We start from the raw sequence: 25,414 nt of genomic DNA on the forward strand, positions 1-25,414 counted from the left end.
GGCGGTGAGACAATCGCCTATCGCCACGTCGGGCGGTGAGACAGTCGCCTATCGCCGAGGCCAGCGGTGAGACAAGCGTCTGTCAGCGGTCGCGAAAGGCGACTCACGCACCGCTCGGGCGAGCTGACCGCCCACGCTCAGCGACGGCCGCGGGCCACGGGCGAGGCCTCGACCGCCCGGGTGAACGACTGGGCCGAGTACTGCAGCCACTGCTGGGTGCCGGCGGCGGTCGCGGAGGCGTAGGCCTCGAGCGCGCTGCGGTAGCCGTCAGGCTCGGCGGCGTGACCGGCCTCGGGCACCGTCACGGAGGCCGGGTCGACGCCCGTGACGACCATGACGAGGCGCTCGGCGGCGCGCGCGACCACCCCGTTGTGCGTCCCGAACGCCCCCGCCGTGACGATCTCGGCGTGCACGAGGGCCGCGATCACGAGGCCAGGAGCCGCCGTCGGGCGCCGCAGGGCCTGCGCGAGGTTGCCGAGGCGCTCGACCCCGGCCGGGTTGACCGGGCGGCCCGCGTCGCCCGCGCCGAGGGTCGCGAGGCTGTGCATGCGGGCCAGGGCCTGCACCGGCGCCCGGGTCCACGTCGGCACGAGCGACAAGAGCTCGCCCGACAGGCGCAGGGCCCCGCGGGCGGTCGGATCGCCCTGCCCGTCGGCCAGCTCGTCGGCCGTGACGGGCGACCCCTCGAGCGTCGAGCTGGCCGACGCGCCGAGCAGCAGCGAGCCGGCAGTGTCCTCCGGCGTCGTCCGTCGCAGGCCCCGGTCCCGCAGGACCATGTCGATCCCGTCGCGGGTGCTGGCGTAGAGCGAGGGCAGTCCCTCGAGGGCGGCGGCGGACCCGAACGGGTCGACGCGCGAAGACTCAGGTCCTGACACGCCCCGCAGCGTACCCCTCCACGACGGGTGGGCCTGTACCGTCCGGAGGGTGGGTGAGGCAGTCAACCGTCGCAGCGCCGTCGGCCACGACGACGCGTCGGCCCGCATGGCCAAGTGGCTGGCGGGCGATCGTCTGGCGTGCGTCCTGCATCTGGGCGACAGCACGATCGCCTACCACCTGGCCGACCAGGGCCACGAGGTCGTCGTCGCCGGCGACGACGTCCGCGGTCGCCGGCACCCCGAGGTCCAGTACGTCCGCGCCGCGGGCGACCGGCTGCCCTTCGCGGGGAGCTCCTTCGACGCCGTCGTGGCCCCGCACCTGCGCGAGTCGCCCACGGCCCTGGCGGACGTCGCCCGGGTCCTGCGTCCCGGCGGCGTCGTCTCCACGGTCGAGCGCACCCACGACGAGTCGCTGCCCTGGGTCCGGCGCCTGCGCGACATCGTCGGCCGTCGCACCCGGTCCGACCCTCCCGTCGTCGACACCCTCGGCGCCACCGGCCTCTTCGGCGACGTCGAGTCCACCGATCTGGCTCAGTGGCAGACGCTCGACCTCGCGGGCCTGCTGCAGTTCGCGTCCGAGATCGGCACGCAGCCGATCAGCGAGACCACGCTGGCCCGGGTGCGCGAGGCCTTCAGCGAGGTCACGCCGCACACCGGGCACCTGCGCCTGCGGCACATGACCCGCTGCCTGCGCGCCACGGTGGTCAAGGTCGAGGAGCCCACGCCGGAGCCGCCGCCGGCCGAGACGCTGCTGTTCGACCTGCGCTGAGGCAGGCCCCTGCTGGACTGGCGGTGCGCCAGCAACCCTCAGACCTGCTCACGCAGGTTGCCGACCCACCGCTCCCTCAGGCCCCGTGCCGCGCGGCGAGCAGCCGGTCGACCGTGGCCGCGACGCGCACGGGATCGATCTCGATGTCGGCGAGGATCGCGTTCATGGCCGATCCCGGCCCGTGGCACGCGGCATCGCCGTCGACGAGGTACTCGTAGTGCGCCCCGGGGATCGACCGACTGATCGACCAGTAGCACTGGTTGACGTACGACGCGGTGAACAGCTCCACGACCGTGACCCCGGCCGGCGCGAACAGGAGGTTGGTCAACGCCGCACCGTGCGGCCCGACGATCATCTCGGCCGCCGAGAAGACGTCGATCTGCTCCTGCGGCGACAGGCCCCCGGGCTCGACCTTCTCGAAGCCCCGAGCCTCCAGCAGCGCCCAGAGCTCGGCCTCCCGCACGACCCGACGGCTGTTCGGCTGGGTGCCGCGGGTGACGTACAGACGTCGCGGACGCGGGTCGGCCTCGGGCCTGGGGCGCAGATGCTCACGGACCCAGGCGACGGTGGACGCCGGCGCGTTCTCCAGGACGTTGGGGATCGACGGCACGAAGAGACGGTCGGCCCGGACGGCGAGGTCGGGGGCGTCCTCGACGACGGGCAGGTGCCCGTACCCCGCGATCTCGAGCAGCGTGCGCTGCCACCCGCGTCCCTGCGGCACGAGGATCGTGGGCGCCGGGTCCGGATCGGCCACGGCCTCGGCATAGACGCCCAGGCGGGGCAGCACGTCGGTCAGGTAGTGGTAGTAGTTCGCGCTCCCCCGCGTGGCGAGCACCAGGAGGTCACCCTCGATCCTGCGCACGCGCGGCAGGCATCCCCGCAGGAACAGCGGATGCTCACGCCACGAGGCCGTGCCGAAGTACGGACTGGAGGCCGCGTCGAGCAGGCCCGTGCGGCTGATCACGGCACCCGTGTCGCCCACGACCGTGCCACCCGGCACCTCGAGGCAGAACGACGGCGGCACCAGAGCCCGGTCGGCGCGGGAGAACACCCAGTGCCCTGCGGGGTCGCCGGCCGGCGCCTCACGGACGAGCGGCGCCTCGGGCTGCAGCCCGTGCACCACGACCCCGGCGTCCGGATGGGCGGCCCATCCCTCGACCGTGGCGACCGCGCCACGCGGGACCGCACGCTCGCCCAGCAACCGGCGCAGACGGCGTGCGACGACGCCGACTGCGAACGTCAGCAGGCGGTGGACCCGCTTGGCGAAGGGCCAGAGGGGCTGCAGCCGCGGCGGCAGCTTGCTCATGCGGTCCTACGACCGAGGGGCGGGGCCGGACTCGTCGTCGCGCGACAGCCAGGCCAGGCCGAGGCCCTCGGAATACGGACGACGGTCGACGACCTTCAGACCCGCTCGGCCGAAGAACTCCTCGAGCTCGGCCCACGAGTGGCCGGGGAGGTTGTGGTACTCCATCACGACGCGCTTGACCCCGGCCCAGTCGGCCGGGTCGGAGCCGAGGACCATGTCGTACTCGCCCCCCTCGGTGTCGATCTTGACGACGTCGGCCGAACGGCCGCTGACGGTGAGCGCCTCGCGCATCGAGACCGCCGGGACCGTGACGCGCGGGACCTCGGCCTCGTCGAGGTGGAGGACGCCGTTGTGGCCGCTGGCCGCGCCGTAGTCGGCGATCTCGAGCGTGCCTGCCTCCGCTCGTACCGCGAGGTTGTTGCCGTGCACCCGTCCGGTCTGGCCGTTGAGCTCGATGTTGCGGGCGAGGTAGCCCGAGGTCGTCGGCGACGCCTCGTAGGAGTCGACCCGCGCCTGGGGCAGCAGGTGCGCGGCGGCGACGGAGAAGCAGCCGACGTGGGCTCCGATGTCGAGCACGTTGGCGTCAGCGCGCAGACCGCTCGTCAACCAGTCGAGCCGGTACTCGTCCTCGACCAGGATCTCGTAGACCGGCACGCGAGCCCCGGCCTCGTTCGGGATGACGACGCTGACGCCACCCTTGACGTTGTACTCCAGCTCCGCCGGATTGCCCGTGACGGCGTGTCGGGCGATCGCCCCGAGCACGCCCACCCCGTTGGAGAAGCCCCCGACGGTCTGCCGCACTCGTCGCGCGACCAGCTGTGAACTTCTCGCCATCTCGACACCTCACGAATTGGGCGGCCACAGGCCGCAGAATCGGCGTCCACCGGGCCTCGGTCGCCGTGCAGAAGTATATCGATCCGAGCGCCCGGCGGAGGCGACTCGCGGAACTCGCGGCGCCCCTCTCGACGATGGACCTCAGAGGTAGTCGGCCGACTCCTCCACCCCGGTCTCGAGTCGGCGCAGGTCGGTCTCGACCATGTCCTTCACGAGGGTCTCGAAGTCGACGAGCGGCTGCCAGCCGAGGCGCTCGCGGGCCCTGGTGGAGTCGCCCAGCAGGCTGTTGGCCTGGATCGTGCTCCACATCGACGGCTGGAGGTCGACGTGGTCGAGGGCGTCGTCGCGACCGACCGCGGCGAAGGCGACCCGCAGCATGTCACGCAGCGTGTGGCTCTCGCCGGTCGCGACGACGTAGTCCGAGGGCGAGTCGTGGTCCACGGCCGCGACCAGGGCGGCCGCCACGTCGCTCGCCGCCCCCCAGTCGCGCTCGACGTCGAGCGCTCCGAGGGTGAGACGCGAGGGCCGACCCTGCGAGACCTCCGCCGCGAGGCGCGCGATGCGGCCGGCGATGAACTGACGTCCGCGGAACGGGCTCTCGTGGTTGAACATGATGACGCCGCAGCCGAACACCTCGTGCCGGTCGCGGTAGGCGTTGACCGCGTAGTGCGCCGCGCTCTTGGAGACCGCGTACGGCGTGCGGGGGTCGTGCGCCACGACCTCGGTGAGCATCCCGGACGTCTCCGGTCCGAACATCTCGGCGCTGGACGCCTGGACGAAGCGCGGCGCGAACCCCACCTCGTCGCGGAACCGCACGACGGCCTCGAGCATCTCGACGACGGCGACGCTGTTGGTCAGCATGACCTCGGTCGCGGCCTTCCAGCTGGCCTGGACCGCGCTGAAGCCCGCGAGGTTGTAGATCGCTGCCGGCCGGACACGACGCAGCAGGGCAGCGAATCCTTCGACGTCACGCTGGTCGTGCTCGACGACCTCCACCCCGTGGAGGTACGGCCGCATGCGCTCGACGCTGCGCGAGCCCGGCCGGATCGTGCCGACGACGCGCCATCCCCGGTGCCGCAGCAACCGGGAGACGTACATGCCGTCCTGTCCGGCGACACCCGTGACGAGGGCGACCGGACCGTCTGCGCCGTCGGCGGTCACGGGAGGTCGCTCTCAGGTGTCGGGAGACGATCTGCTGCCACGTCCACTCCAACGGTCCGCCGGCCAGGACGTTACGGCTGCCCGCAGGCGGCCTGCACCGCCGTCGAGGCCGTTCCCGTCACGACCCTCGCCCAGATCGTGCAGGAGCACCAGGTCGACGGCCTCTTCGTGCGCCTCGCCGACGACTGACGTCCTCAGTCGACGCGGCGCAACCACAGCGAGGACGGCGGGTTCGCGTCCTGCGCGAGGGGCACGTAGTCGTCGAAGAGACCGCTCAGGACCGACTCGTCGGTGTGCCGGATCATCGGCGTCGAGAGCGTGACCTCGTAGGCGGAGTTGAAGGTCAGGAACGTCTGCACGACCATCGCCTCGTTCCAGTACACCGGCCAGCGCTCACCGAACAGCCAGGTGTCGGCCGGGTACGGGCCGTTGAAGGGGAAGTGCACGTCGTGGATGTGCACCAGGACGCCGGGCTTGAGCCGGGGCAGCACCTCGAGGAACAGGTACGCGACGTCGCTGTCGATCTTGAGCGCGTGCGAGGAGTCGATGAACAGGACGTCGCCGGCCTCGAGCTCCTCGAACGTCGAGAACGGCACGTCCTGGACGAAGCCCTCGATCAGCGAGAAGTCCGGCACGGTGCGCAACGCGTCGAAGGGGTACGGCTCGATGCAGGTGATCTCCAGCGGCGAACCCTCCTCGGCGTTGCGGGACGCGGCGAGCGAGGCGTAGTACGTCGACAGACCGGAGCCGACCTCCAGGTAGCGGCGCGGCCTGTGCTCACGGAGCATGAAGTACAGCGTGCGCGAGTCGAGGTGCGGGTAGCCGGGGCCGAACCCGCGGCGGGTGTTGGTGAGGAAGTCGCCCGTGACCTCCCGGTACTCGGCGTCCCACGACGCCGCGAGCTCGGTGAGGCGCGTGACCATCGCGGGCACGTCGATGTCGATGCCGACGAGCTCGCTCGGCTTGTCCCAGCGCTCGCGGGTCCGCTCGATGTCCTCGAGCACCGGCAGCGTCGAGTAGTAGTCGGCGCGCTTGACGATGTTGAAACCGAGCGCCCCGAAGGCCTTGCGCGTCAGACGCACCCGGCCCTTGCGGACGCCGAACACGGCCCGGTCGAGGCGCTCCACGACGGGACCGGGCAGGACGCGCGCGGCACGCTGCTTGGCCGACAGGTGGGTGGGCCCGGAGTCAGGCAGGGACACGGGAGCGGGACTCGACATGGCTGCATCGTACGGAACTCCGGCGCCGCTCACGGCCGATCTCCCGAGGTGTCAGGCATCACGAGGTGAGACTGGGTCGCGGCCCATTCGTCGATGTGCTCGGCGAGCCGCTCGCCGACGAGCCGGTGCAGCTGCGGGGAGTAGTGGAAGCCGTCCGGTGTCGCCCGGTCGAGGTCGCCGTCGAAGTGCTTCTCGACGAGGTCGTGGACCTTCACGTGACGCACGTGCGGAAGGCCGATCCGGTCGACCAGACCGCTCACGGCCTCGTTCATGACCTCGATGCGGCGCGACATCCCGGGGAACCACGAGCGCACCCGCGGGCTCGGCGGCAACAGCTCGACCAGCAGCACCAGGGGGCTCGCGACCTTCTGCACGTGGCCGATGTAGGTCTCGAGGTCGGCCACGACCCGACCGGGCCGACCGGGGCGCAGGCGGGTCGGCTCGAGCCGGGCGTCGATCGCGGCCTGCAGGCGCGCCAGGAGCTTCCAGAGCGGACGCAGCACGGCACGGCGGTACAGCAGGGCCGCGCGACGCGGCCGGCCACGCAGGCTGTTGGCGTGGATCTCGAGCCACCGCGGCAGGATCAGGTGGATCGTCTCGTAATGGCCGTAGACCAGCACGATCGCGTCCGGCGAGAAGCCGACGACCTCCTGCTGCCACGTCGCGAGGATCGTGTCGGTCTTCTCCGAGGCCATCGTGGAGGTCCGCAGGTCGACGGGGCGCCCGCCGGTCAGCAGCTCCGACTCGATCACGCGCGGCACGATGAAGTCCTGCCGCGGGCCCCCCATCCAGGACGTCCACCCCACGGTCGACGCGCCTTTGACGAGGATCCGGATGGGCAGAGGAAGGGGCTGCGGCATCGGGTCTCCGTATCGACGGGCGGGGCGGCGATCGCCGGTCACGACCGGCAGGCGCCAGTATGCTCTACGCGTGACGGAGGCGAGAAGCGACACGGCCGCGCCGATCCGCCCCCTCCGCGACGCCTTCACGTTCCTGCTGATCGTCAGCGCGACGTTCGGTCTGCAGTTCCTGACGCTCGTGACGGGCATCATCATGGCGAGGCTGCTCGGGGTCGAGGGCCGCGGTGTCATCGCCCTGGTGCTGGCCGTCAGCGTCTTCGCCGCCCAGCTCAGCTTCGGCGGGTGCCTGCCGCCGGCCATCACCAAGCTGCTGGCCGAGCGCGGCATCACCGCCCGCGACGGCTTCGGGCACGTGCTCCGTCGACGCGGGTGGACCTTGGTCGTGCCGAGCGCCGTCGCCGCGGCCCTGCTCCTCGTCCTGCTCGACGACGGCGCTTCCGGGCAGCGGGCCGAGATCGCGGTCATCGGATTCGTCGTGACCCTGCAGACGCTGTTCTTCTCGATCATCGGCGGCTGCATGCAGGGCGAGGGCCGGCTCGTCCGCATGGCCTGGGTCGCGTTGACCCCGCAAGGCCTCTTCACGCTCGTGCTCGGGACCGCGGCCGCGCTCGACTGGGGCTGGACCGCGACCGACGTGCTCCTCGCGTACGTCGCGGCCGGGGTCGTCAGCGTCGCGGTGGCGATCGCGTCGCTGCTGCCGGCCCGCGATGACGACGGGGCCCGCGTGCCCGAGTCCGCGATGTGGCAGGAGGCGCGCGGCAACTACGTCAGTGGCGTGCGCCCGCTCGACGGCCTCGGACTGGAGCGGATCCTGGTCGGCGGACTGCTGGGCACGACCGCGCTCGGCCTCTTCGCGACCGGACTGGCGGTGTCCAACCTGTGCCGCCTGGTCAGCAATGCCGTCAGCGTGGTGGTGCTCCCCCGGGTGGCCTCCCACCACGCCGACCCGGCGGGTCAGCGGGCCGTGATCCGGCGGTGGTCCGGGATCTCGCTCGCCCTCGTGACCGCGATCGTGCTCGTGCTCGAGGCCCTTGTCGAGCCGGTCATCCGCCTCGCGTTCGGCGAGGAGTTCGTCAGCGCGGTCAGCGTCGCCCGGTGGCTGATCGTGGCGGACGGCCTCCTCGCGCTGCGGCGGGTGCTCATCGCGATCCTCCAGGGCCAGGGACGCGGAGGCGTCGCCTCGTGGATCGAGCTGGCGCTGCTGCCGGTCCTCGTCGCGGGCATCGCGTTCTCGGCCCTGCACGACAGCCTCGACGGCGTCGGCATGAGCCTCGCGCTCGTCGGGCTGCTCAGCTGCGTCGCGCTGGGGTGGAAGGTCTTCCGAGCCGGCGCCGGCTCGGCCCCGCGCGTGAGCGCTGAGGACGGCCCCTCGCGCGAGCGCTGAAGACGACCCCCGCGCGAGCGCAGAAGACCACACCGCGCGTGAGCGTCAGGACGTGAGTCCGCCGTCGACCACGATGACCTGGCCGGTCAGGTAGCTGCCGGCCGGATCGGTCAGGAACTGGCACACCCGAGCGACGTCGACGGGCTCACCGAGCCGGCCGGCGGGCGTGCGGCGCTCGATCTGGCCCATCTGGCCCTCATCGAGGCCGTGGCTCATCTCGGTGCGCAGGTAGCCCGGGGCGATGCCGTTGACCGTGATGCCCCGGGACCCGAGCTCACGGGCCATCGAGCGGGTCAGGCCGTCGAGCGCGGCCTTGGTCGCGCTGTAGACGCCGAGCCCGCGGTAGCCCGACCGGCCGACGATCGAGGAGATGTTGACGATCGACCCCGAGCGACGCGCCAGCATGCGACGGCTCACGAGACGGGACATGTAGAGCGTGCCCTTGATGTTGAGGTCGACCACGACGTCGATGTCGTCGTCGGAGGCCAGCCCGAGGATGCCGTCGCGGGCGACGCCGGCATTGTTGATCAGGACGTCGACGTGGTCCCACCTCTCGATCACGGCGTCGACGAACGCCTTCGCGTCCTCCGATCGCGACAGGTCGGCCGTGGCGAAGAAGAAGTGGTCGGGGTGCTCGGCGCGCCACCGCTCGACCTCGGGCGTGACCGACCGCGCGCAGGCGGCCACCCGGTCCCCGGAGGCGAGGTACGACTCGACGATGCCGGCACCGAGGCCGCGGCTGCCGCCGGTCACGATGACGATGCGGGGCTCGACGCTCTCGGGCTGGGTGCTCACAGTTCTCTCCTGAGGATCTTGCTTCCGGTGGTGACGATCTCGTCGACGAAGGTGATGCTGCGCGGGCGGGACGCGGGCACCAGGTCGGCGCAGGCGGCCTTGAGCGCGGTCTTGAGCTCGGCCTCGTCGGTGCCGGGCGCCGCCACGACCTCGAGCGCCACGATCGCGCCGGTCATCGCGTTGGGCCGGCCGTAGACGCGCGCCATGACGACGCCGTCGACCGCGGCGACGCGCTCCTCGATCGGCAGCGGGTGCACCTTGACACCCCCGACGTTGATGATCTCGGAGGTGCGGCCGCGGAACAGGACCCGGTCGCCCTCGATCTCGACACGGTCGCCGGTGGCGCGCCAGCCGTCGGCCTCGATCGGCGGCTCCCCGTGGTAGCCGAGCATGCCGGTGCGGGAGCGGATCCACAGCTCGCCGTCGACGATCCGCATGTCGACGTCGGCGTCGTCGCCGCGGTCCAGCACGTCGATCGACAGACCGGGCCGGCCGTCGCGCATCGAGCCGGTCGAGCCGAACTCCGAGGCCGCGTAGACCTGCGAGACGGCGGCGTCCGGGAAGGTCGCGCGCAGCTCGCCGAGCAGGGGTCCGGGGATCGCCTCGCCCCCCAGCGTGACCTGGCGCAGGGCAGGCACGGGGCCGCCGTCGGAGCGCAGCTGGGCCACGAGGAAGCGCCAGTAGGTGGGGGTCGCGCTGGCGTGCGTGACGCCGAGGGCGCGCATCGCCTCGAGGCCCTCGACGGGTCGGCGAGGCGCCGGGGCCACGAGCACCGAGCCAGCGGCCGCGACGTGCAGCAGCACCTGGAGACCGGCGAACTGGTGCAGGCCGAACGCGAGCAGCCAGCGCTCGTCCGGAGCGGGCCGCACCCGGGCGGTGCCGCGGACGAGACGGTTCCAGTCGTGCCGGACGCCCCGCGGCGCTCCGGTCGTGCCGGTGGTCAGGACCAGGTGGGGGCGGACGTCGTCGGTCGGGGTCGGGTCGACCACGACCGAGGGGTCGGAGGCCCCGCCCAGCAGCGCGCCCGTGCCCAGGACCTGCGGCGCGAGTCCGGCGAGGTCGTCCCGGTCGGTGACGAGGACGTCGTGGTCGAAGCGCTCGACGAGCGAGCGCAGGTCGTCCGGCGCGTCCGGCGGGTACTGGCAGGCCTCGGCTCCGGCGAGCGACGCGCCGGCGAGGAGCGGCAGCACGGCGGCGGCCTCGACCTCGGCGATCGCGAACCGGCGGATGCCGCGCTCGGTCAGGGCCGCGGCAACCCGGAGCGCGTCGTCGGCCAGCTGCCCGTACGTGCGGGTGCCGTCGTGGGTGACCACGGCGACCCGGGCGGGGTCGACCGCGGCGACCCGGCGGAGCAGCTCGTCCAAGGGTCGATCAGGCGCCGGCGTAGAAGGCGAGGATCTCGCCGAGCGTCTGCGGCATCTCGCCGATCGAGTACGGGTCGCTGCCGTGGACGTCCTCGAGGGTCGCCGAGAGCTCGGCGGTCTCCAGCGAGTCGAGCTCGGCACCGTCGGCGTACAGCGGCGTGTCCGTGCCGAATCCCTCGGGCAGCTTCTCGATCGACGTCAGGAAGTCGGTGACGGTCTTCTGGACGTCAGCGGGCGCAGTGCTCATGGGCCGGGGGTTCTCCTAGCGATGTCGTGGTCCGCGGCGGGACCCACGGGGGCGACGAGTGGCTTCATCCTGCCATGCCGGACTGCTCCGTCAGAGGGGTTTGTCCGGGGTTGTGGGAGGGGCGGGTCACACGGGCGGCTGCCCGCGCGGGTCAGGCGGGTCGGGTGGCCGAGACGAGTCCGTAGCCGAACGTGCCGTCGCGCCAGAACGCCTCGAGGATGTGGCACGACCGGACGAACGCCTCGTGTCCGGCCTCGCCGATGAGGTCGACGACGGCAGCCCGGTTCTGCTCGGCATTGGCGAGCCAGCGGTCGAACGTCGGCAGCGTCGCGGCCGTGAGGTCCTCCCGACGGTCGACGACCAGCCCGTTCGCGGCGGCGAGCTCCTCGTAGTCGTCGAGGGTCGCGAAGTGCGCGTCACCGAAGGCGGTGCGCAGCACGGCGAAGTCGTCGCGGCGCGCGCGCACCTCCGCGAAGGGGATCTCGCGCCAGCGGACGAGGTCGCACAGGACGAACCGCCCACCCGGACGCAGCACCCGGGCGCACTCGCGGACCAGGGCGGCCTTGTCGCGCATCAGGTGCGCGGACTCCAGCGCCCACGAGCGGTCGAACTCCCCGTCGGCGAAGCCGTTGTCGGTGCCGTCGCGCTGCTCGAAGGTCACCCCCGCGACCCCGGCCTCGGCGGTGCGCTCGCGGGCGGTCTCGACGCCGACGCCGCTCGTGGTGATGCCCACGACCTCGACCCCGAACTCGGTGGCGATCGTGCGGGCCGGCGTGCCGGAGCCGCACCCGACGTCCAGCACCCGCAGGGGGCGGCCGTCGGCGCCGAGTTCCGTGAGGTCGGCACCGTCGATCATGCGACGGGTCAGCGCCGCGGTGGCGACGGCGAGCGGCTCCGAGCCCTCGTCGAAGACCCCGTAGTGCAGCTCGTCGCCCAGCAGGAGCTGCCAGGCGGCGGTCACGCGGTCGTAGTGCGACTGCGGGTCGTAGGCGTCGGTGCTCATGCGTCCTCCCTGGTGCCGACGCGACGCGCCGGCGAGCCCATCACGACGGCGCCCTCGGGCACGTCGGAGAGCACGACGGAGTTCGCACCGATCATGGCGCCGCGACCGATCGTGACCCCGCCCACGAGGACCGCATTGGCGCCGATGAGCACGCCGTCCCCGATCGTGGCGAACTCCTGCACCCGGCCGGGCTTGTCGTCGTAGTACCGCGCGGCGCACGTGACGCCGCCGGCGAAGGTCACGTCGTCGCCGATGACCAGGCCGAAGCCGATCGTGACGCCGACGGGATGGGCGAGCATGAAGCCGGTGCCGACCTTCATGCCCGCACCGAAGTCGGCGCCCACGAGGACGTTGCCGAGGGTGCGGAGCTGGTCGGCGAGCCGGCCGTGCCCCTTCTCGAAGAGCCGCTGCTGGGCGCGCAGGATCAACGAGGCCAGAAGGCCGGGCACGCTCGGGACCCGCACCAACACCTTCAGCCAGCTCGGCTCGGAACCGGGCCGGTACCGCGCGAAGTCGGAGAACACCAGCTCGCGGAATCCCGGCTGGTCGGGGGCGTTCGTCACGCGGGGAACGCTACTACAGCCGGGCGGCCCGGAAGCCGGTTCCGCGACACTGCTCAGGCCGGGGCATCGGTCCGGACGAAGACTCCGTCGATCTGCAGGATCTCGCCCGTCGGGGCGGCGTACCCCTGCTCGATCCCGACCATGCGGAAGCCGTGGTCGTACGCCCAGGAGATCGCCTCGTCGATCAGCATGCCGCCGTCGTAGAGCGGCACGAGCGACAGCTCGAGCTGCAGGCCGAGCACCGCCTCGACCGTGGCCTGGCCGCCGGCGAGGACTTCGCGCTCGAAGCCCTGCGTGTCGATCTTGAGGAACGGACGCCGACCGGCCAGCAGCGGTACCGCCTCGTCGTCGAGCGTCGAGATCGTGATGGTCTCCTCGCCGACGTAGGTGACCTGCGGCGCGGCGTCGATGTGCGCGTCGAGCATCGGCAGCAGCGAGCTGCTGAAGCCGTTGGAGGCGATGTTGATCGTGGCCGAGCCGGCCTCGGCACCGAGGCCGAGTTGGCGAGCCGTCCAGCGGGGGTCGGCGGCCACGACGCCGCGGAGCCGTTCGAACGTGGCCGCGATGGGCTCGAACGACACGATCTCGCCGGTGTAGCCGAAGGACCGCAGGCTCGTGCCGTACCCGCCGTCGGCGGCACCGACGTCGAGCACGAGGTCGATCCCGTGGCGCGCGAGCACCGACTGACGGCGGGTCGAGGAGTGGCGGTGCACCTCGAAGCCGCGGCGAGCGACCGCACCGAGTCCCGCGTGCAGCACCCGGTTGCGCAGGCTCATCGCGTGGCTCCTGCCGTCATGGCCGAACGGCGGTCGAAGGGGCGTCCCTCGGCGTCGACGCCGAGCAAGGTCATGGCGAACTCCTCGGCGGTGACCTCCGAGAGGTGGTCGTCGGCGCGGACCACCTCACCGGCCACGACCCGGCGCATCGCGTCGCCGATCGAGGCCGCATCGAGCTCGCAGGCGATACCGGTGCCGGTCGCCTCGACCTCCCGGGCCCGGACCCGCGACCCGGCCGTCACGACCGGCACACCCGCGGCCTGGGCCTTGCCCATGATGCCGCTCGGGCCGTTGTTGGTCAGGGCGAGCGGGACCACGTCGACCGCCGCGACGAAGCGGTCGAGCACCTCGTTGTCGAGGAACTCGTCGCGCAGGAAGACCCGCGCGCGGTCGGACTCGTCGAGGCCGTCCGCCCACGCCCGGACCTCGTCGTCGAACCCGCCTGCGACGACGAGCATCGCGTCGAGTCCGGCAGCGTCGATCGCCTCGAGGATCAAGGGCGGGTTCTTGCGGGCGTCGACCGCGCCGAAGATGCCGACGAGCAGGCGGTCGGCGGGCAGGCCGAGCTCGGCGCGGTGCGACGCACGGTCGCGGGAGTGCGCCGAGCTGTAGTGCGGGTCGCGCACGCGCTTGACGATCCAGCCGGTCGAGGTGTCCTCGCGGCCGCTGAAGCCGACCGCGCGGTGCAGGGTGCGGGCGGCCATCGCCATGAGGGCCAGAACTGCCTTCGGCCCGCGCAGCCGCCAGCCCGTCAGGTCGGTCAGCGCCAGCCGCGCCGGGTAGCGGGTCAACATGAAGATCACGCGCGGCCGCGAGGCGAGGCCGCGCAGCTGCTGGGGAGCGACGGCCCACCAGCGCTTCAGAGCCTGGTCGCCGTCCATCAGCACGACGCGCGAGACGTCCGCGCCGTCGACGCCGTCGCGGCACCAATTCGCGGCCGCGGCCGCCATGTCGCGGGTCGGCGGCACCTTGAGGTCGAAGGCCTCCACGACCGTCAGGTCGCCGCGCTGGAGATGACCGCCCAGGTAGACGTCGAGGGCGGGGCTCTCGATCCCGGCGCGGCTCGTGAGCATCACGACGGGCCCGAAGCGGTGGGCCAGGTCGGTCACGGCGCCCACGGCCTGGAAGTGGTGGCCACCGGGGTCGGGCTCGACGATCACGGTCGCCGTCCGGTCGTTCGACATCGGTCTCCTCGGAAGGTCGCCGTGGCGGCTCGCCCACGGTCGGCACACCCTACCAACGGGAGACCGCCCGTCAGGGTCGTTCCGCCCGCTTCGTGACGCCTTCCACGCTGGCCGGGTCACGGGTGAAGATGCTCACGCGGAACCCCGGGAGATGTCGTGGCGATTGCCACCTGCCGGCCCGTCGCACGGACTAGTCTTCCTCCCGTGCATCCCGCCATTCGCGCCGTCGTGCGCCCGCCCGTCCTTGCGGTCAACACGCCGATCGCCCGCCGTCGCGCCAAGTCCGCGTTCGCGAGCGCGCCGCGCCCGTTCAAGCTCGAGATCGGCGGCCTGGTGCCCCGGGAGGACTGGGTCGTCACGAACGTCAGCGCCGTGACGCGCAACTTCCTCGACGCCACCGCTCCGTGGCCGCTCGAGGACGGCTCCCTGTCGCACGTCTACTCCGACAACGTGGTCGAGCACATCACGCTCCAGGGCGCCCAGGTGCTGTTCGCCGAGGCGTACCGCTGCCTCCAGCCCGGTGGCGCGATCCGCATGGTCACGCCCGACCTGCGCGCTCACGTCGACAAGTACTTGGCGGGCGTCGCCCCCAAGGGCGACCCGAGCGCCAAGGTCTACGAGCAGATCGGCCTGACGGTCGAGCACCCCATCGACTGGGTCCGCATCCCGATCGCCGAGTTCGGCCACCACCACGGCTACCTGTGGGACTTCGAGACGATGGCCGCCGAGCTCACCCGCGCGGGCTTCAGCGACGTCACACGCTACGAGCACGGCGAGAGCGACCGCCCCGAGCTGGCGGGCATCGACATGCGCGCCGACGAGGGCGGGGTGCAGCTGGTCGTCGAGGCGACCCGCTGACCCGTACGCCGAGCACCTGATGACACCTGCACCGGCCCGGTCCTTGCGCGTCGCCGTCCTGGCGTCCGGATGGGCCGGATTCAACGACGCCGCCTGCCGCGAGCTCGCCTCGCGCGGGGTCGAGCTGCTGGTCGTGACCCCGAGCACCGCCCCCGACACCGACTACGCCGACCTCGGCTTCGGCGAGTACGCCCAGGTGCACCTGTGGCACGGGGCTCCCGCCGACGGCGAGGTCAGGGAGGTCGTGCGGGCGTTCGCGCCCGACGCGGTGCTGATGCACTCGTGGCACTTCGGCCCCTACCGCGAGGCTGTGAGAGCGCTGCCCGCCGGCACGCTGCGGGTCTGCTGGATGGACAACGTCTGGCGCAACGTCGCCAAGCAGTGGGTCGGCCGCGTCGTGGCCCCGTGGTGGGTGCAGTCGATCTTCGACTGTGTCATGGTGCCGAGCGACCGCACGGAGTTCTTCGCGCGGCGGCTCGGCTTCGGCGAGGACCAGGTCATCCGCGGGTCGCTGGCGGCCGACACGAGCGTGTTCGGGTCGGAGCCGCGCACCGGCGAGGAGATCGCGGGCCACCGCGCGTTCCTGGCGTGCCAGCGGCTGGTGCACCACAAGGGCGCCGACGTCCTGGCCGACGCCTACCGGCGCTACCGCGCCGCGAGCACCGACCCGTGGGACCTGGCGGTCGCGGGCCTCGGCCCCCTCGCGTCCGACTTCGAGGGCATCGACGGCGTGCGCATGCTGGGGTTCCAGCAGCCGGGCGAGCTGGCCACACTGATGCGGTCGAGCTCGGCCTTCGTGCTCCCGTCGCGCATCGACCCGTACGGCGTGGCCCTGCACGAGGCGGCGGTCAGCGGCCTGCCTCTCATCACGACCTACCAGGTCGGCGCGGCCCCGTCGTTCGTGCAGGACGGCCAGAACGGCTGGACCGTCGCGAGCGGCGACGCCGCCGCGCTCGCCGCTTCGATGGGCCACATGGCGGCGCTGGCCGACGACCCGGCGGGCGTCGCCCGTCTTGGCGAGATGTCGGACCTCAGCCGCGCGCTCGGCAGCCGTACCAGCTCGGTCGGATGGGCCCGCAACCTGCACGAGCAGCTCACCTGGCGCCTTGAGGCCCTGCGCTCCTAGCCCGCCAGATGGGCCACGAGCTCGGCCAACCCGGTCTGCGCCTCGGCGCGGCGTCGGGCGTAGCGATCGGCCGCGTCGGTGCGGCCGCGACGCGCGCCCGCATGCTCCGCTACCACGGTCGGCAGGTCGCCGTCGCGCGGCACGGCGAACCCCGTCGCCACGAGCTCGCCCACGCAGCCCGTGTCGAAGCCGACCGTCTCGACCCCGTGCCGCATCGCGTCGAGCACGACCAGCGGCTCGGCCTCGTTGCGGTAGCGGCTCGGGAACACGAACAGGTCGATCCGTTCGTAGACCTCGCTGACGCGGTCGGCGTCGATGCGGCCGAGCACCTCGAGGGCGTCCCCGAGGTCGCGTCGGCCCTGCTCCACGAGCAGCTCCGCGTCCGAGTCCGCGCACGGACCGGCGAGGACCAAGGTCGCGTCGACCCCGGCGCTCCGGAGCCGACGGGCCGACTCGATCACCAGGTCAAGGCCCTTGTCGCGCGAGAGGTTGCTGAGGTGACCGAGCACCAGCGGGCCCGACACGTCGCGGGGGGCCGCGACCGGGTCGCCCAGCAGCGCGGCGTTGGACACGACCCGGACGTCCGTGGCGGCGGGGTAGGACGCGCGCATCGCCTGCGCCATCGTCGCGCCGAGCACCACGTGCCGGAGCCGTCCACCGCCGATCCGGCACAGCGCCGCCATCGCGGTCGACCGCTCGTGAAGGTAGCTGAAGTTGTGGTGGTGGAACACGATCCGTTGGCGGCGCGCGCGGGCCAGCAGCACGACAACTGCCTGGTACCAGAGCAGCTCGCCGCCAGCACCACCGACGTAGACCGAACCGCCGCGGCCGAGCGCGAGGCTCGCGAGCCCGCGCAGCATCCGGCCGAGCCGGGCCGCGGCCCGCACCCCGTCGTTGGAGTCGAACTTCCGGACCCGCACGTCGGGCTCGGCCGCGACCAGGTCCGCCACCAGACGCGTGACCCGCGAGGCTCCGTGCACGGGCGGCGGCAGCGGTCCGAAGACACGCACGACTCGGCGGGAGGGCACGCCGCGATCCTAGGTGGTCGGGAGCAGCTCAGTCGCGGACGTAGATGTAGTTGAGGCCCTCGATCTGCAGCAGCCGGTAGCCGGCACGCTGCAGGAGCCGGGTCGAGGACAGGACCCGGCGGACCCGGTGGTCGTCGTACTCGATGCAGAGCACGTGCGGTCGCACACCGTCGGCGATCATCTGCTCGAGCACGGCGTGCTCGGCACCCTCGATGTCGAGCTTCAGGAGGCCCGCCTCGCTCTCTCCGGCGTGCTCGATGAGCGACCGGACGGTCATGACGGGGAACTTCTGCATCGCGACCGTTCCGGTGCTGGCCGAGACGTTGCCGCCGATCGCCCACGACTCGGTCCAGGTCTCGTCCTGGGCGAACTCGAGCTCCCCGTCCTCGGACCAGACACCGACCGGGAAGAAGCTCAGTCCCGGGTGCTCGCGGGTCACGTACTCGACGGCCGCCGGGGTGGGATCCGCGGTGTACACCGTGTAGCCCAGCCGCTGCAGCTCCAGGTCGAACGTCACATCCGTGCCGGCCCCGACGCAGAACGCCGGCCCCCGCGACGGGTCGACCTCCGGGATCCACCAACCGCCGTAGAACGTGCCGAAGCGGAGCATGTCCGCCGGGCGCTCGGGCCGCAGCCAGGACTCCAGCGCGAAGATCGTGAGCTTGATCCGTGCCTTCAGCACGAATGTCCGCAGTGCCATCGTGGTTCCCCGTCGGTGCGGTTCGGGTCCAGCTCGTCGCGGCGACTCTAGCGGGGTGCCACCCCGCCGCGCACTGGCCTGACCGAGATGCGGGAGCCCCGACCTAGACTCGTGGCGTGGAGTTCCTCAACGGCCTGCAGCCCTCGCACGACCTGACGTACAGCGACGTCTTCATGGTGCCGCGGCGCTCCGACGTCACGAGCCGGTTCGACGTCGACCTCGCGACGGCCGACGGCACCGGCACGACCCTGCCGCTCGTCGTCGCGAACATGACGGCGATCTCCGGGCGCCGGATGGCCGAGACGATCGCCCGCCGCGGCGGGATCGCGATCATCCCCCAGGACATCCCGATCGACGTCGTGGGCTCGACCGTCCGTCGGGTCAAGGCGGCCCACACGATCTACGAGACGCCCGTGACCGTGACGCCGTCGATGACGGTCGGCGAGGCCCTGAGCCTCATCCCCAAGCGGGCGCACGGCGCGGCGGTCGTGGTCGCCGACGGCAAGCCGCTCGGCGTCGTCACCGAGCGCGACGGGGCCGAGGTCGACCGCTTCACGCAGGTGCACGAGGTCATGGACCCCGATCTGTTCACGGTCGACGCCGGCCTCGAGCCGCGCGCGTACTTCGACTCGCTGACGAGCCAGCACCGTCCGCTGGCCCCGGTCCTCGATGGCGACGAGCTGCTGGGCGTCGTGACCCGCAAGGGCGCCCTGCGCTCCAGCATCTACACCCCCGCCACCGATCCCGAGGGCCGTCTCGTGATCGGTGCGGCCGTGGGCATCAACGGCGACGTCCGGGGCAAGGCTCGCGCGCTGCTCGAGACCGGCATCGACGTCATCGTGGTCGACACCGCGCACGGCCACCAGATCAAGATGGCCGATGCCCTGCCGGTCGTGCGGGAGGAGCGCGACGCCTTCGCGTCCCGCACCGGCCGGCGCATCTCGATCGCGGCGGGCAACGTGGTCTCCGCCGACGGCACCCGCGAGCTCGTCGCGGCCGGGGCCGACATCATCAAGGTCGGCGTCGGTCCGGGCGCGATGTGCACGACCCGCATGATGACCGGCGTCGGGCGTCCCCAGTTCTCCGCGGTCCTGGAGTGCGCGTCCAGCGCGCGCGAGCTCGGTGCCCACGTGTGGGCCGACGGCGGCGTCCGGTACCCACGCGACGTCGCGCTCGCGCTGGCCGCCGGCGCCGCCAGCGTCATGATCGGCTCCTGGTTCGCGGGCACGCACGAGAGCCCCGGCGACCTCAAGTTCGGCGCGGACGGCCGGCCGTACAAGGAGTCGTTCGGCATGGCCTCGTCCCGCGCGGTCGCCAACCGCACCCGCGACGCCGCCGGCTTCGAGAAGGCCCGCATGGCCCTGTTCGAGGAGGGCATCTCGACCTCGCGCATGTTCCTCGACCCCGACAATCCCGGCGTCGAGGACCTCGTCGACCAGATCACCGCCGGCGTCCGCTCGAGCTTCACGTACGCGGGAGCCCGCACGATCGCCGAGTTCGCCGAGCGCGCCGTGGTCGGCCTGCAGAGCTCCGCCGGCTACGACGAGGGCCGCCCCCTGCACGCCTCCTGGTGACGGGCACGCGACACGGCCGGTGTGACGGCGGAACCTTCAGCGGCCCGCATCGTTGATCGACCTGACCTGCCTCACGCCGAGGACGGGGTCGCTCCGACCAGAGGATCCGCTGTGACCCACGAACCGCAGAACGTCGTCGCCACGCAGAACTCCGCTCACGGCGAGGGCCATGACTACGTCAAGGGCTCGCCCCACCTGCGCCACCCCCAGCTCCGCACCATGATCGCCGACCAGCTGGCCGCGCTCGTGGGCGAGACGATCGCCCGCAAGGGCTCGTGCCACGTGCTCGAGGTCGGCGCTGGTCACGGTACGTTCTCGAGCTTCCTCCTGCACGCAGGCGCCCGCGTGACGGTGACGGAGGCGAGCGAGGCCAGCGCCGCGACACTCACCGAGAAGTTCGCCGGCCGCGACGACGTCGAAGTCTTCTTCGACAGCACCGGCGGCGACATCTTCGAGCGCGACGACCAGTTCGACGGGATCGTGTGCGCCGCCCTCCTGCACCACATCCCCGACTACGTGACGTTCGTCAGCGACCTCACCGAGTTGATCGAGCCCGGAGGTTTCTTCTACTCGGCGCAGGACCCGACCTACTACCCACGCCGCAACCGCCGCACGCACGTCGCCCAGCGCGGGACGTACTTCCTCTGGCGCCTCGGCCAGGGCAACTACCGGCGCGGGCTCGCGACGCGGATCCGGCGGGTCAAGGGCGAGTGGACCGAGACCGAGGCCTCCGACCTCGTGGAGTACCACGTGGTCCGCGACGGGGTCGACGAGCAGGCGCTCGTCACCGAGCTCGAGCAGCACTTCGACGAGGTCGAGCTGTTCACGTACTGGTCGACGCAGAGCCCCTTCTTCCAGGGGGCTCTGGCCCGGATGAAGCTGCCCTCCGAGTTCGGCCTGATCGCCCGCCGCCTCCGCTCCTGATCCCGGATTCCGCCGAGTCGGCAAGAGCCTCAGCGGAGGATGAGGGCGAGGCCTCGGGCGAAGGAGCCGTCGAGGTCGGGGTCGAGGGCGATCGCACCGACGGTGGCGGCCTGGCGGTGGAGCTGGGTCGACTGGGTGTGGCCCACGACGTAGATCAGCAGCGTGCGGGCGAGGTCGAGGCCGACCCGCTCGGCCAGCGCCTCCTCGAACGTCGAGACCTCCAGCCGGAAGGCCGAGGCGGTCGCGACGACCTCGGCACCGTCGCGGATCGCGAGCATCGCACGGCGCAGCTGGTGCAGGGAGCCGGCGACGTCATCCGTCACCGCGACGCCGGCGACGATGCGGGCCGCCATGAGCGACAGCAGCGTCTGCTTGTTCGCGACGTGGTGGTAGAGCGCGCTCGGCTGGACCCCGAGGGACCCGGCGACGCGACGCATCGAGCAGAACTCGAGGCCGTACTCGTCGAGCACGCGCAGGGCTCCGTCGACGACGTCGTCGAGCGTGTTCGCCATGAGTCTCCTCGGTGCCGGACTGGCACCGGTCGGCGCCGCTGTGCCACACTACCGAACACCGTTCAGGTGAACACCGTTCAGGAGACCCCATGAGTGCCACGACACCCGCCGCCAGCCCCCTGGCGCGCCGCAGCTCCCCCGCGACCGACCTCGCGCTCGTCACGACCTTCGCCGCCGTCATCGGCGTGTGCGCGGTCCTGCCGGCGATCAACGGCGTCGCGAACGTGCCCTTCACGCTGCAGATGTTCGGCGTGTTCCTCGCCGGCGCGGTGCTCGGTGCCAGGCGCGGCTTCGTCGCCGTCACGCTCTACCTCGCCGTCGCGACGGCCGGCGTCCCGATCTTCACCCAGGGCCAGGCCGGCCCGGGGGTGTGGGGCGGCGCCACGGGCGGCTATCTGCTCGCGTTCCCGATCGCCGCGTTCCTCGTCGGCCTCGTCGCGACCTGGACCGTCCGCCGCGGACCGGCGGTGTTCACCGTCGCCGTGAGCGTCGCCGCCGGGGTCGTGACCGTGGCGGTCGTCGGCACGCTCGGCACGCTCGGCATGGCCCGCGCCCTCGACGTCTCGCTGGCCGTCGCCTGGGGCTACGCGACCCCGTTCTTCCTCGCCGACATCGCGAAGGGCGTCATCGCCGCGATCGTGGCCGCCGCGGTGCACCGCGCGTTCCCGCGCCTCACGCGCGGGTAACGTCGCCCCGTGGTGATCGAGCTCCGGGACGCGACGGTCGTCGTCGACTCCCCCGACGGCCCGGTCACGCTCCTGCACCCCACGTCCGCCACGCTCGGCGAGCCCCGCGTCGGGGTCATCGGCGCCAACGGCTCCGGCAAGTCCACCCTCGCGCGCCTGCTGAACGGGCTGGCGCTCCCGGCCGCCGGCCAGGTCCTCGTCGACGACCTGGACGTCGCGACGGACGGGCGCGAGGTCCGCCGCCGGGTCGGGTTCGTGTTCACCCACCCCGACGCCCAGCTCGTGATGCCGACGCCGCTCGAGGACGTGACGCTCTCGCTGCGCCGGAGCGTGCCGGACAAGGCCGACCGACGTCGCCGGGCGCGTGAGGTGCTCGACGAGATCGGCCTGGGCGATCGCGCCGACGTCCCGGTGCATTCGCTGTCCGGAGGCCAGAAGCAGCTGCTCGCCCTGGCCGGGGTCCTCGCGACCGATCCCGAGGTCGTCGTCGCCGACGAGCCGACGACCCTGCTCGATCTGCGCAACACCCGCGCCGTGGCGGACCGTCTGTTCGGCCTGCGCCAGCAGCTCGTGCTCGTGACGCACGACCTCGACCTCGCCCGACGCTGCGACCGGGTGCTCGTCGTCGACGCCGCCCGCGTCGTGTTCGACGGGCCGGCGGCCGACGCCGTCGACCACTACGTCGCCCTCACGGACGCGTGAGCCGGCGATGTCGGAGCTGCTGGGCGTCTACCGCCCCGGGGCCACGCTGCTGCACCGCATGCCGGTGGGCCCGAAGCTCGCCGTGGTCGCGGCGTGGTCGCTCCTCGTCGTCGCCACCCGTGGGCCCCTGACCTCGCCCGCGTACGCCGTCATCGCGGTCGCGGTGGCGGTGTGGTCGGGCCTGGCGCTGCGCCGCACGCTCCGCACGATGCGCGGGTTCCTCGTGCTGATGGCCCTCGTCGCAGCGTTCCAGACGTGGCAGCGCGGGCCCGACGTCGCCGCAGCGGTCGTCGGCAGCCTGCTCGCCCTGTTCCTCGTCGGCCTGGCGTTCACGGCCACGACCGCGGTCGACGACCTGCTCGGCACGATCGAGCGGATCGCCGCGCCCGTCCGGCTCGTGGGGGCCCGGCCTGAACGCCTCGCGCTCGCGTTCGCGCTCGTGCTGCGGGCCCTGCCCGCCGTGCTCGAGGTCGCGAAGGAGACCCGTGCAGCAGCGAGGGCCCGCGGACTCGAGAGGAGTCCGCGGGCCCTCCTGGTGCCGTTCGCGATCCGCGTGGTCGCGCACGCCTACGCCACGGGCGACGCGCTGGCCGCCCGCGGCCTGGACGACTAGGCCCCACCGACGAGAAATGCGCCCAGTTGTCCAGAACCCCCGGAGGGAAACCGCACAACTGGGTGCATTTCTTGGCGGGCCTCAGCCCAGCGTCGCGAGGGCCTCGTTCAGCGTGGCCGACGGGCGCATGACCGTCGAGGCCTTTCGGACGTCGGGCTGGAAGTAGCCACCGATGTCGGCCGGGGAGCCCTGCACCGCGAGGAGCTCGTCGACGATCTTCTGCTCCTGCTCGGCCAGCGATCCGGCGAGCGCACCGAAGGCCTCGGCCAGCTCGGCGTCCTCGGTCTGCTTCGCGAGCTCCTGCGCCCAGTACAGGCCCAGGTAGAAGTGGCTGCCGCGGTTGTCGATCGTGCCGAGCTTGCGGCCGGGCGAGCGGTCCTCGTCGAGGAACGTGCCGGTCGCGCGGTCGAGCGTGTCGGCCAGCACCTGCGCGCGCGGGTTGTCGGTGGTCTGGGCCAGGTGCTCCAGACTCACGGCCAGCGCGAGGAACTCCCCGAGCGAGTCCCAGCGCAGGTAGTTCTCCTCGACGAGCTGCTGCACGTGCTTCGGGGCCGAGCCACCGGCGCCGGTCTCGAACAGACCGCCGCCGTTGATCAGCGGGACGACCGACAGCATCTTGGCGCTGGTGCCGAGCTCGAGGATCGGGAACAGGTCGGTGTTGTAGTCGCGCAGCACGTTGCCCGTGACCGAGATCGTGTTCTCGCCCTTGCGCAGGCGCTCGACCGACAGCTTCGTGGCCTCCTCCGGCGAGAGGATCCGGATGTCGAGCCCGTCGGTGTCGTGCTCGGGCAGGTAGGCCTCGACCTTGGCGATCAGGTTGGCGTCGTGCGCACGGTCGGCGTCGAGCCAGAACACGGCCGGGTCGCCCGTGGCTCGGGCGCGGGTCACGGCGAGCTTGACCCAGTCGCGGATCGGCACGTCCTTGGTCTGGCAGGCCCGCCAGATGTCGCCCTGGGCGACGACGTGCTCGAGCAGCGCCTCGCCGGCACCGTTGACGACGCGGACCGTGCCGGTCGTGGGGATCTCGAACGTCTTGTCGTGGCTGCCGTACTCCTCGGCCTTCTGCGCCATGAGCCCCACGTTGGGGACCGTGCCCATCGTGGCCGGGTCGAAGGCGCCGTGGGCCTTACAGTCGTCGACGACGACCTGGTAGACGCCGGCGTAGCTCGAGTCGGGGATGACCGCGAGGGTGTCGGCCTCGTCACCGTCGGGACCCCACATGTGGCCCGACGTGCGGATCATGGCCGGCATCGAGGCGTCGACGATGACGTCGCTCGGCACGTGCAGGTTGGTGATGCCCTTGTCGGAGTTGACCATGGCCAGCTCGGGGCCCTCGGCCAGCTCGGCCTCGAAGGACGCCTTGATCGCCGCGCCGTTCGCCAGGGCGTCGAGACCGGCCAGGATGCCGCCGAGCCCGTCGTTCGGGCTCAGGCCCGCGGCAGCAAGGTCGGCGCCGAACTCCGCGAACGTCTTCGGGAAGAAGGCCCGCACGACGTGGCCGAAGATGATCGGGTCGGAGACCTTCATCATGGTGGCCTTGAGGTGCACCGAGAACAGCACGCCCTCGGCCTTGGCCTTGGCGATCTGCGCGGTCAGGAACTCGCGCAGCGCGGCGACGTCGAGGTACGTGGCGTCGATGACCTCGCCGGCGATGACCGGCAGCGACTCCTTGAGCACCGTGACGGAGCCGTCGTCGCCGAGGAGCTCGATCTTCAGGGTGTCGTCGGCCTCGATCACGACCGACTTCTCGTTGTCGCGGAAGTCGCGCACGCCCATTGTGGCGACCTCGGTCTTGGAGTCGGCCGTCCAGGCGCCCATGCGGTGCGGGTGCTTCTGGGCGTAGTTCTTGACCGACGCGGGCGCGCGGCGGTCGGAGTTGCCCTCGCGCAGCACCGGGTTGACCGCCGAGCCCATGACCTTGCCGTAGCGGGCCCGGACGTCCTTCTCCTCGTCGGTCTTCGGGTCCTCGGGGTACGCGGGCAGCGCGTAGCCCTGGCTCTGCAGCTCGGCGATGGCCGCCTTGAGCTGCGGGACCGAGGCCGAGATGTTCGGGAGCTTGATGATGTTCGCCTCGGGACGCAGCGCCAGCTCACCGAGCTCGGCGAGGGCGTCGTCGATGCGCTGCCCCTCCTCGAGGTAGTCGGGGAACTGGCTGATGATGCGCCCCGCCAGCGAGATGTCGCGGGTCTCGACCTGCACGCCCGCAGTGGACGCGTACGCCTGGATGAAGGGCAGGAACGAGTGGGTCGCCAGGGCGGGCGCCTCGTCGGTGTGGGTGTAGATGATCGTCGGCTCGGCCACGGGGTCTCCGTTTCGCACGCAAGAATAGTTTGACGTCAAGATATCTCAT

The 25,414-nt window shown here is 72.1% G+C and carries 26 protein-coding genes; 9 read left to right on the forward strand and 17 right to left on the reverse strand.

Features of this window, described 5'->3' with window-relative positions; all coding sequences use genetic code 11:
- Nucleotides 1–137 precede the first annotated feature (137 nt).
- A complete protein-coding gene (locus tag KAG51_RS07595; RefSeq protein WP_290582258.1) occupies nt 138–875 on the reverse strand; it encodes an oxidoreductase in 738 nt (245 codons plus the stop codon).
- Nucleotides 876–924: 49 nt separating this feature from the next.
- Between KAG51_RS07595 and KAG51_RS07600 the strand changes: the two genes are divergently transcribed.
- Nucleotides 925–1,644, forward strand: coding sequence for a methyltransferase domain-containing protein (locus KAG51_RS07600; protein WP_290582260.1), 720 nt, complete (start codon nt 925–927; stop codon nt 1,642–1,644).
- 76 nt (nt 1,645–1,720) lie between these two features.
- On the opposite strand, the gene KAG51_RS07605 is transcribed toward KAG51_RS07600, so the two are convergent.
- The 5 genes from KAG51_RS07605 to KAG51_RS07625 all read right to left on the reverse strand — a co-directional run bounded on the left by KAG51_RS07605 (nt 1,721) and on the right by KAG51_RS07625 (nt 6,971).
- Nucleotides 1,721–2,950: a glycosyltransferase family 61 protein gene (locus KAG51_RS07605; RefSeq protein ID WP_290582262.1), complete on the reverse strand. Its 1,230-nt coding sequence runs from the start codon at nt 2,948–2,950 to the stop codon at nt 1,721–1,723.
- Between the two features lie 6 nt (nt 2,951–2,956).
- Complete coding sequence (locus KAG51_RS07610; RefSeq protein ID WP_290582264.1) at nt 2,957–3,784, reverse strand: FkbM family methyltransferase; 828 nt, start codon at nt 3,782–3,784, stop codon at nt 2,957–2,959.
- Between the two features lie 141 nt (nt 3,785–3,925).
- On the reverse strand, nt 3,926–4,945 hold the full coding sequence (locus tag KAG51_RS07615) for a GDP-mannose 4,6-dehydratase (RefSeq protein WP_290582266.1): 1,020 nt from the start codon (nt 4,943–4,945) through the stop codon (nt 3,926–3,928).
- A gap of 194 nt (nt 4,946–5,139) precedes the next feature.
- Nucleotides 5,140–6,165: a class I SAM-dependent methyltransferase gene (locus KAG51_RS07620; RefSeq protein ID WP_290582268.1), complete on the reverse strand. Its 1,026-nt coding sequence runs from the start codon at nt 6,163–6,165 to the stop codon at nt 5,140–5,142.
- A gap of 29 nt (nt 6,166–6,194) precedes the next feature.
- Nucleotides 6,195–6,971: a hypothetical protein gene (locus KAG51_RS07625; protein ID WP_290582270.1), complete on the reverse strand. Its 777-nt coding sequence runs from the start codon at nt 6,969–6,971 to the stop codon at nt 6,195–6,197.
- A gap of 124 nt (nt 6,972–7,095) precedes the next feature.
- Here KAG51_RS07625 and KAG51_RS07630 point away from each other — a divergent pair, with 124 nt between their 5' ends.
- The gene (locus tag KAG51_RS07630) at nt 7,096–8,409 is read left to right on the forward strand and encodes a lipopolysaccharide biosynthesis protein (protein ID WP_290582272.1); all 1,314 of its coding nucleotides are present in this window, start codon (nt 7,096–7,098) and stop codon (nt 8,407–8,409) included.
- Nucleotides 8,410–8,454: 45 nt separating this feature from the next.
- On the opposite strand, the gene KAG51_RS07635 is transcribed toward KAG51_RS07630, so the two are convergent.
- The 7 genes from KAG51_RS07635 to KAG51_RS07665 form a co-directional block, all read right to left on the reverse strand.
- A complete protein-coding gene (locus KAG51_RS07635) occupies nt 8,455–9,204 on the reverse strand; it encodes an SDR family oxidoreductase (RefSeq protein ID WP_290582274.1) in 750 nt (249 codons plus the stop codon).
- Nucleotides 9,201–10,568 (reverse strand): class I adenylate-forming enzyme family protein, encoded by a 1,368-nt coding sequence (locus KAG51_RS07640; protein ID WP_290582276.1) that lies wholly within the window; start codon nt 10,566–10,568, stop codon nt 9,201–9,203. Before KAG51_RS07640 ends, KAG51_RS07635 begins: the two co-directional genes overlap by 4 nt.
- A gap of 7 nt (nt 10,569–10,575) precedes the next feature.
- On the reverse strand, nt 10,576–10,815 hold the full coding sequence (locus KAG51_RS07645) for a hypothetical protein (RefSeq protein ID WP_290582278.1): 240 nt from the start codon (nt 10,813–10,815) through the stop codon (nt 10,576–10,578).
- Nucleotides 10,816–10,966: 151 nt separating this feature from the next.
- Complete coding sequence (locus KAG51_RS07650) at nt 10,967–11,818, reverse strand: methyltransferase domain-containing protein (protein WP_290582280.1); 852 nt, start codon at nt 11,816–11,818, stop codon at nt 10,967–10,969.
- Nucleotides 11,815–12,381 (reverse strand): DapH/DapD/GlmU-related protein, encoded by a 567-nt coding sequence (locus KAG51_RS07655; RefSeq protein WP_290582282.1) that lies wholly within the window; start codon nt 12,379–12,381, stop codon nt 11,815–11,817. The genes KAG51_RS07650 and KAG51_RS07655 overlap by 4 nt, the downstream gene beginning before the upstream one ends.
- A 53-nt stretch (nt 12,382–12,434) precedes the next feature.
- Nucleotides 12,435–13,157 (reverse strand): FkbM family methyltransferase, encoded by a 723-nt coding sequence (locus KAG51_RS07660; RefSeq protein WP_290582284.1) that lies wholly within the window; start codon nt 13,155–13,157, stop codon nt 12,435–12,437.
- Nucleotides 13,154–14,341: a glycosyltransferase gene (locus KAG51_RS07665; RefSeq protein ID WP_290582286.1), complete on the reverse strand. Its 1,188-nt coding sequence runs from the start codon at nt 14,339–14,341 to the stop codon at nt 13,154–13,156. The genes KAG51_RS07660 and KAG51_RS07665 overlap by 4 nt, the downstream gene beginning before the upstream one ends.
- 204 nt (nt 14,342–14,545) lie before the next feature.
- Between KAG51_RS07665 and KAG51_RS07670 the strand changes: the two genes are divergently transcribed.
- Together KAG51_RS07670 and KAG51_RS07675 are read left to right on the forward strand one after the other, a co-directional pair.
- On the forward strand, nt 14,546–15,199 hold the full coding sequence (locus tag KAG51_RS07670) for a methyltransferase domain-containing protein (RefSeq protein WP_290582288.1): 654 nt from the start codon (nt 14,546–14,548) through the stop codon (nt 15,197–15,199).
- 19 nt (nt 15,200–15,218) lie between these two features.
- Complete coding sequence (locus KAG51_RS07675; RefSeq protein WP_290582290.1) at nt 15,219–16,325, forward strand: glycosyltransferase family 4 protein; 1,107 nt, start codon at nt 15,219–15,221, stop codon at nt 16,323–16,325.
- Here KAG51_RS07675 and KAG51_RS07680 read toward each other — a convergent pair.
- Complete coding sequence (locus tag KAG51_RS07680) at nt 16,322–17,353, reverse strand: glycosyltransferase family 4 protein (RefSeq protein ID WP_290582292.1); 1,032 nt, start codon at nt 17,351–17,353, stop codon at nt 16,322–16,324. The two genes, KAG51_RS07675 and KAG51_RS07680, sit on opposite strands and share 4 nt — an antisense overlap.
- 28 nt (nt 17,354–17,381) lie before the next feature.
- On the reverse strand, nt 17,382–18,053 hold the full coding sequence (locus KAG51_RS07685) for an FkbM family methyltransferase (RefSeq protein WP_290582294.1): 672 nt from the start codon (nt 18,051–18,053) through the stop codon (nt 17,382–17,384).
- A 116-nt stretch (nt 18,054–18,169) separates the two neighbouring features.
- Between KAG51_RS07685 and KAG51_RS07690 the strand changes: the two genes are divergently transcribed.
- Both KAG51_RS07690 and KAG51_RS07695 read left to right on the forward strand, forming a co-directional pair.
- Nucleotides 18,170–19,627, forward strand: coding sequence for a GuaB1 family IMP dehydrogenase-related protein (locus KAG51_RS07690; protein WP_290582296.1), 1,458 nt, complete (start codon nt 18,170–18,172; stop codon nt 19,625–19,627).
- Between the two features lie 111 nt (nt 19,628–19,738).
- Complete coding sequence (locus KAG51_RS07695; RefSeq protein WP_290582298.1) at nt 19,739–20,551, forward strand: class I SAM-dependent methyltransferase; 813 nt, start codon at nt 19,739–19,741, stop codon at nt 20,549–20,551.
- 29 nt (nt 20,552–20,580) lie between these two features.
- Here KAG51_RS07695 and KAG51_RS07700 read toward each other — a convergent pair whose 3' ends face one another.
- A complete protein-coding gene (locus tag KAG51_RS07700) occupies nt 20,581–21,063 on the reverse strand; it encodes a TetR family transcriptional regulator (RefSeq protein WP_290582300.1) in 483 nt (160 codons plus the stop codon).
- 89 nt (nt 21,064–21,152) lie between these two features.
- Here KAG51_RS07700 and KAG51_RS07705 point away from each other — a divergent pair, with 89 nt between their 5' ends.
- Genes KAG51_RS07705 through KAG51_RS07715 form a run of 3 tightly spaced genes read left to right on the forward strand, consistent with a single transcriptional unit; the run spans nt 21,153 to nt 23,064 of the window.
- Entirely contained in the window at nt 21,153–21,749 is a 597-nt protein-coding gene (locus KAG51_RS07705) for a biotin transporter BioY (RefSeq protein WP_290582302.1), read from the forward strand.
- Nucleotides 21,750–21,758: 9 nt separating this feature from the next.
- Nucleotides 21,759–22,451 carry an ABC transporter ATP-binding protein gene (locus KAG51_RS07710; RefSeq protein WP_290582304.1) on the forward strand — a complete coding sequence of 231 codons (693 nt, stop codon included), beginning with the start codon at nt 21,759–21,761 and terminating at the stop codon, nt 22,449–22,451.
- A gap of 7 nt (nt 22,452–22,458) precedes the next feature.
- The gene (locus KAG51_RS07715; protein WP_290582306.1) at nt 22,459–23,064 is read left to right on the forward strand and encodes an energy-coupling factor transporter transmembrane component T; all 606 of its coding nucleotides are present in this window, start codon (nt 22,459–22,461) and stop codon (nt 23,062–23,064) included.
- Between the two features lie 81 nt (nt 23,065–23,145).
- On the opposite strand, the gene KAG51_RS07720 is transcribed toward KAG51_RS07715, so the two are convergent.
- Nucleotides 23,146–25,365 (reverse strand): NADP-dependent isocitrate dehydrogenase, encoded by a 2,220-nt coding sequence (locus tag KAG51_RS07720; protein ID WP_363316151.1) that lies wholly within the window; start codon nt 25,363–25,365, stop codon nt 23,146–23,148.
- Between the last annotated feature and the right edge of the window lie 49 nt (nt 25,366–25,414).

This window comes from Aeromicrobium sp., assembly GCF_023146395.1.
Taxonomy (GTDB): Bacteria; Actinomycetota; Actinomycetes; order Propionibacteriales; family Nocardioidaceae; genus Aeromicrobium.

What these genes read in the sequence shown, in the direction of transcription:
- KAG51_RS07605 (WP_290582262.1), bottom strand. Translation starts at nt 2,950, where the DNA reads ATGAGCAAGCTGCCGCCGCGGCTGCAGCCCCTCTGGCCCTTCGCCAAG.
- KAG51_RS07610 (WP_290582264.1), bottom strand. Translation starts at nt 3,784, where the DNA reads ATGGCGAGAAGTTCACAGCTGGTCGCGCGACGAGTGCGGCAGACCGTC.
- KAG51_RS07620 (WP_290582268.1), bottom strand. Translation starts at nt 6,165, where the DNA reads ATGTCGAGTCCCGCTCCCGTGTCCCTGCCTGACTCCGGGCCCACCCAC.
- KAG51_RS07645 (WP_290582278.1), bottom strand. Translation starts at nt 10,815, where the DNA reads ATGAGCACTGCGCCCGCTGACGTCCAGAAGACCGTCACCGACTTCCTG.
- KAG51_RS07650 (WP_290582280.1), bottom strand. Translation starts at nt 11,818, where the DNA reads ATGAGCACCGACGCCTACGACCCGCAGTCGCACTACGACCGCGTGACC.
- KAG51_RS07660 (WP_290582284.1), bottom strand. Translation starts at nt 13,157, where the DNA reads ATGAGCCTGCGCAACCGGGTGCTGCACGCGGGACTCGGTGCGGTCGCT.
- KAG51_RS07665 (WP_290582286.1), bottom strand. Translation starts at nt 14,341, where the DNA reads ATGTCGAACGACCGGACGGCGACCGTGATCGTCGAGCCCGACCCCGGT.
- KAG51_RS07675 (WP_290582290.1), top strand. Translation starts at nt 15,219, where the DNA reads ATGACACCTGCACCGGCCCGGTCCTTGCGCGTCGCCGTCCTGGCGTCC.
- KAG51_RS07685 (WP_290582294.1), bottom strand. Translation starts at nt 18,053, where the DNA reads ATGGCACTGCGGACATTCGTGCTGAAGGCACGGATCAAGCTCACGATC.
- KAG51_RS07700 (WP_290582300.1), bottom strand. Translation starts at nt 21,063, where the DNA reads ATGGCGAACACGCTCGACGACGTCGTCGACGGAGCCCTGCGCGTGCTC.
- KAG51_RS07705 (WP_290582302.1), top strand. Translation starts at nt 21,153, where the DNA reads ATGAGTGCCACGACACCCGCCGCCAGCCCCCTGGCGCGCCGCAGCTCC.
- KAG51_RS07715 (WP_290582306.1), top strand. Translation starts at nt 22,459, where the DNA reads ATGTCGGAGCTGCTGGGCGTCTACCGCCCCGGGGCCACGCTGCTGCAC.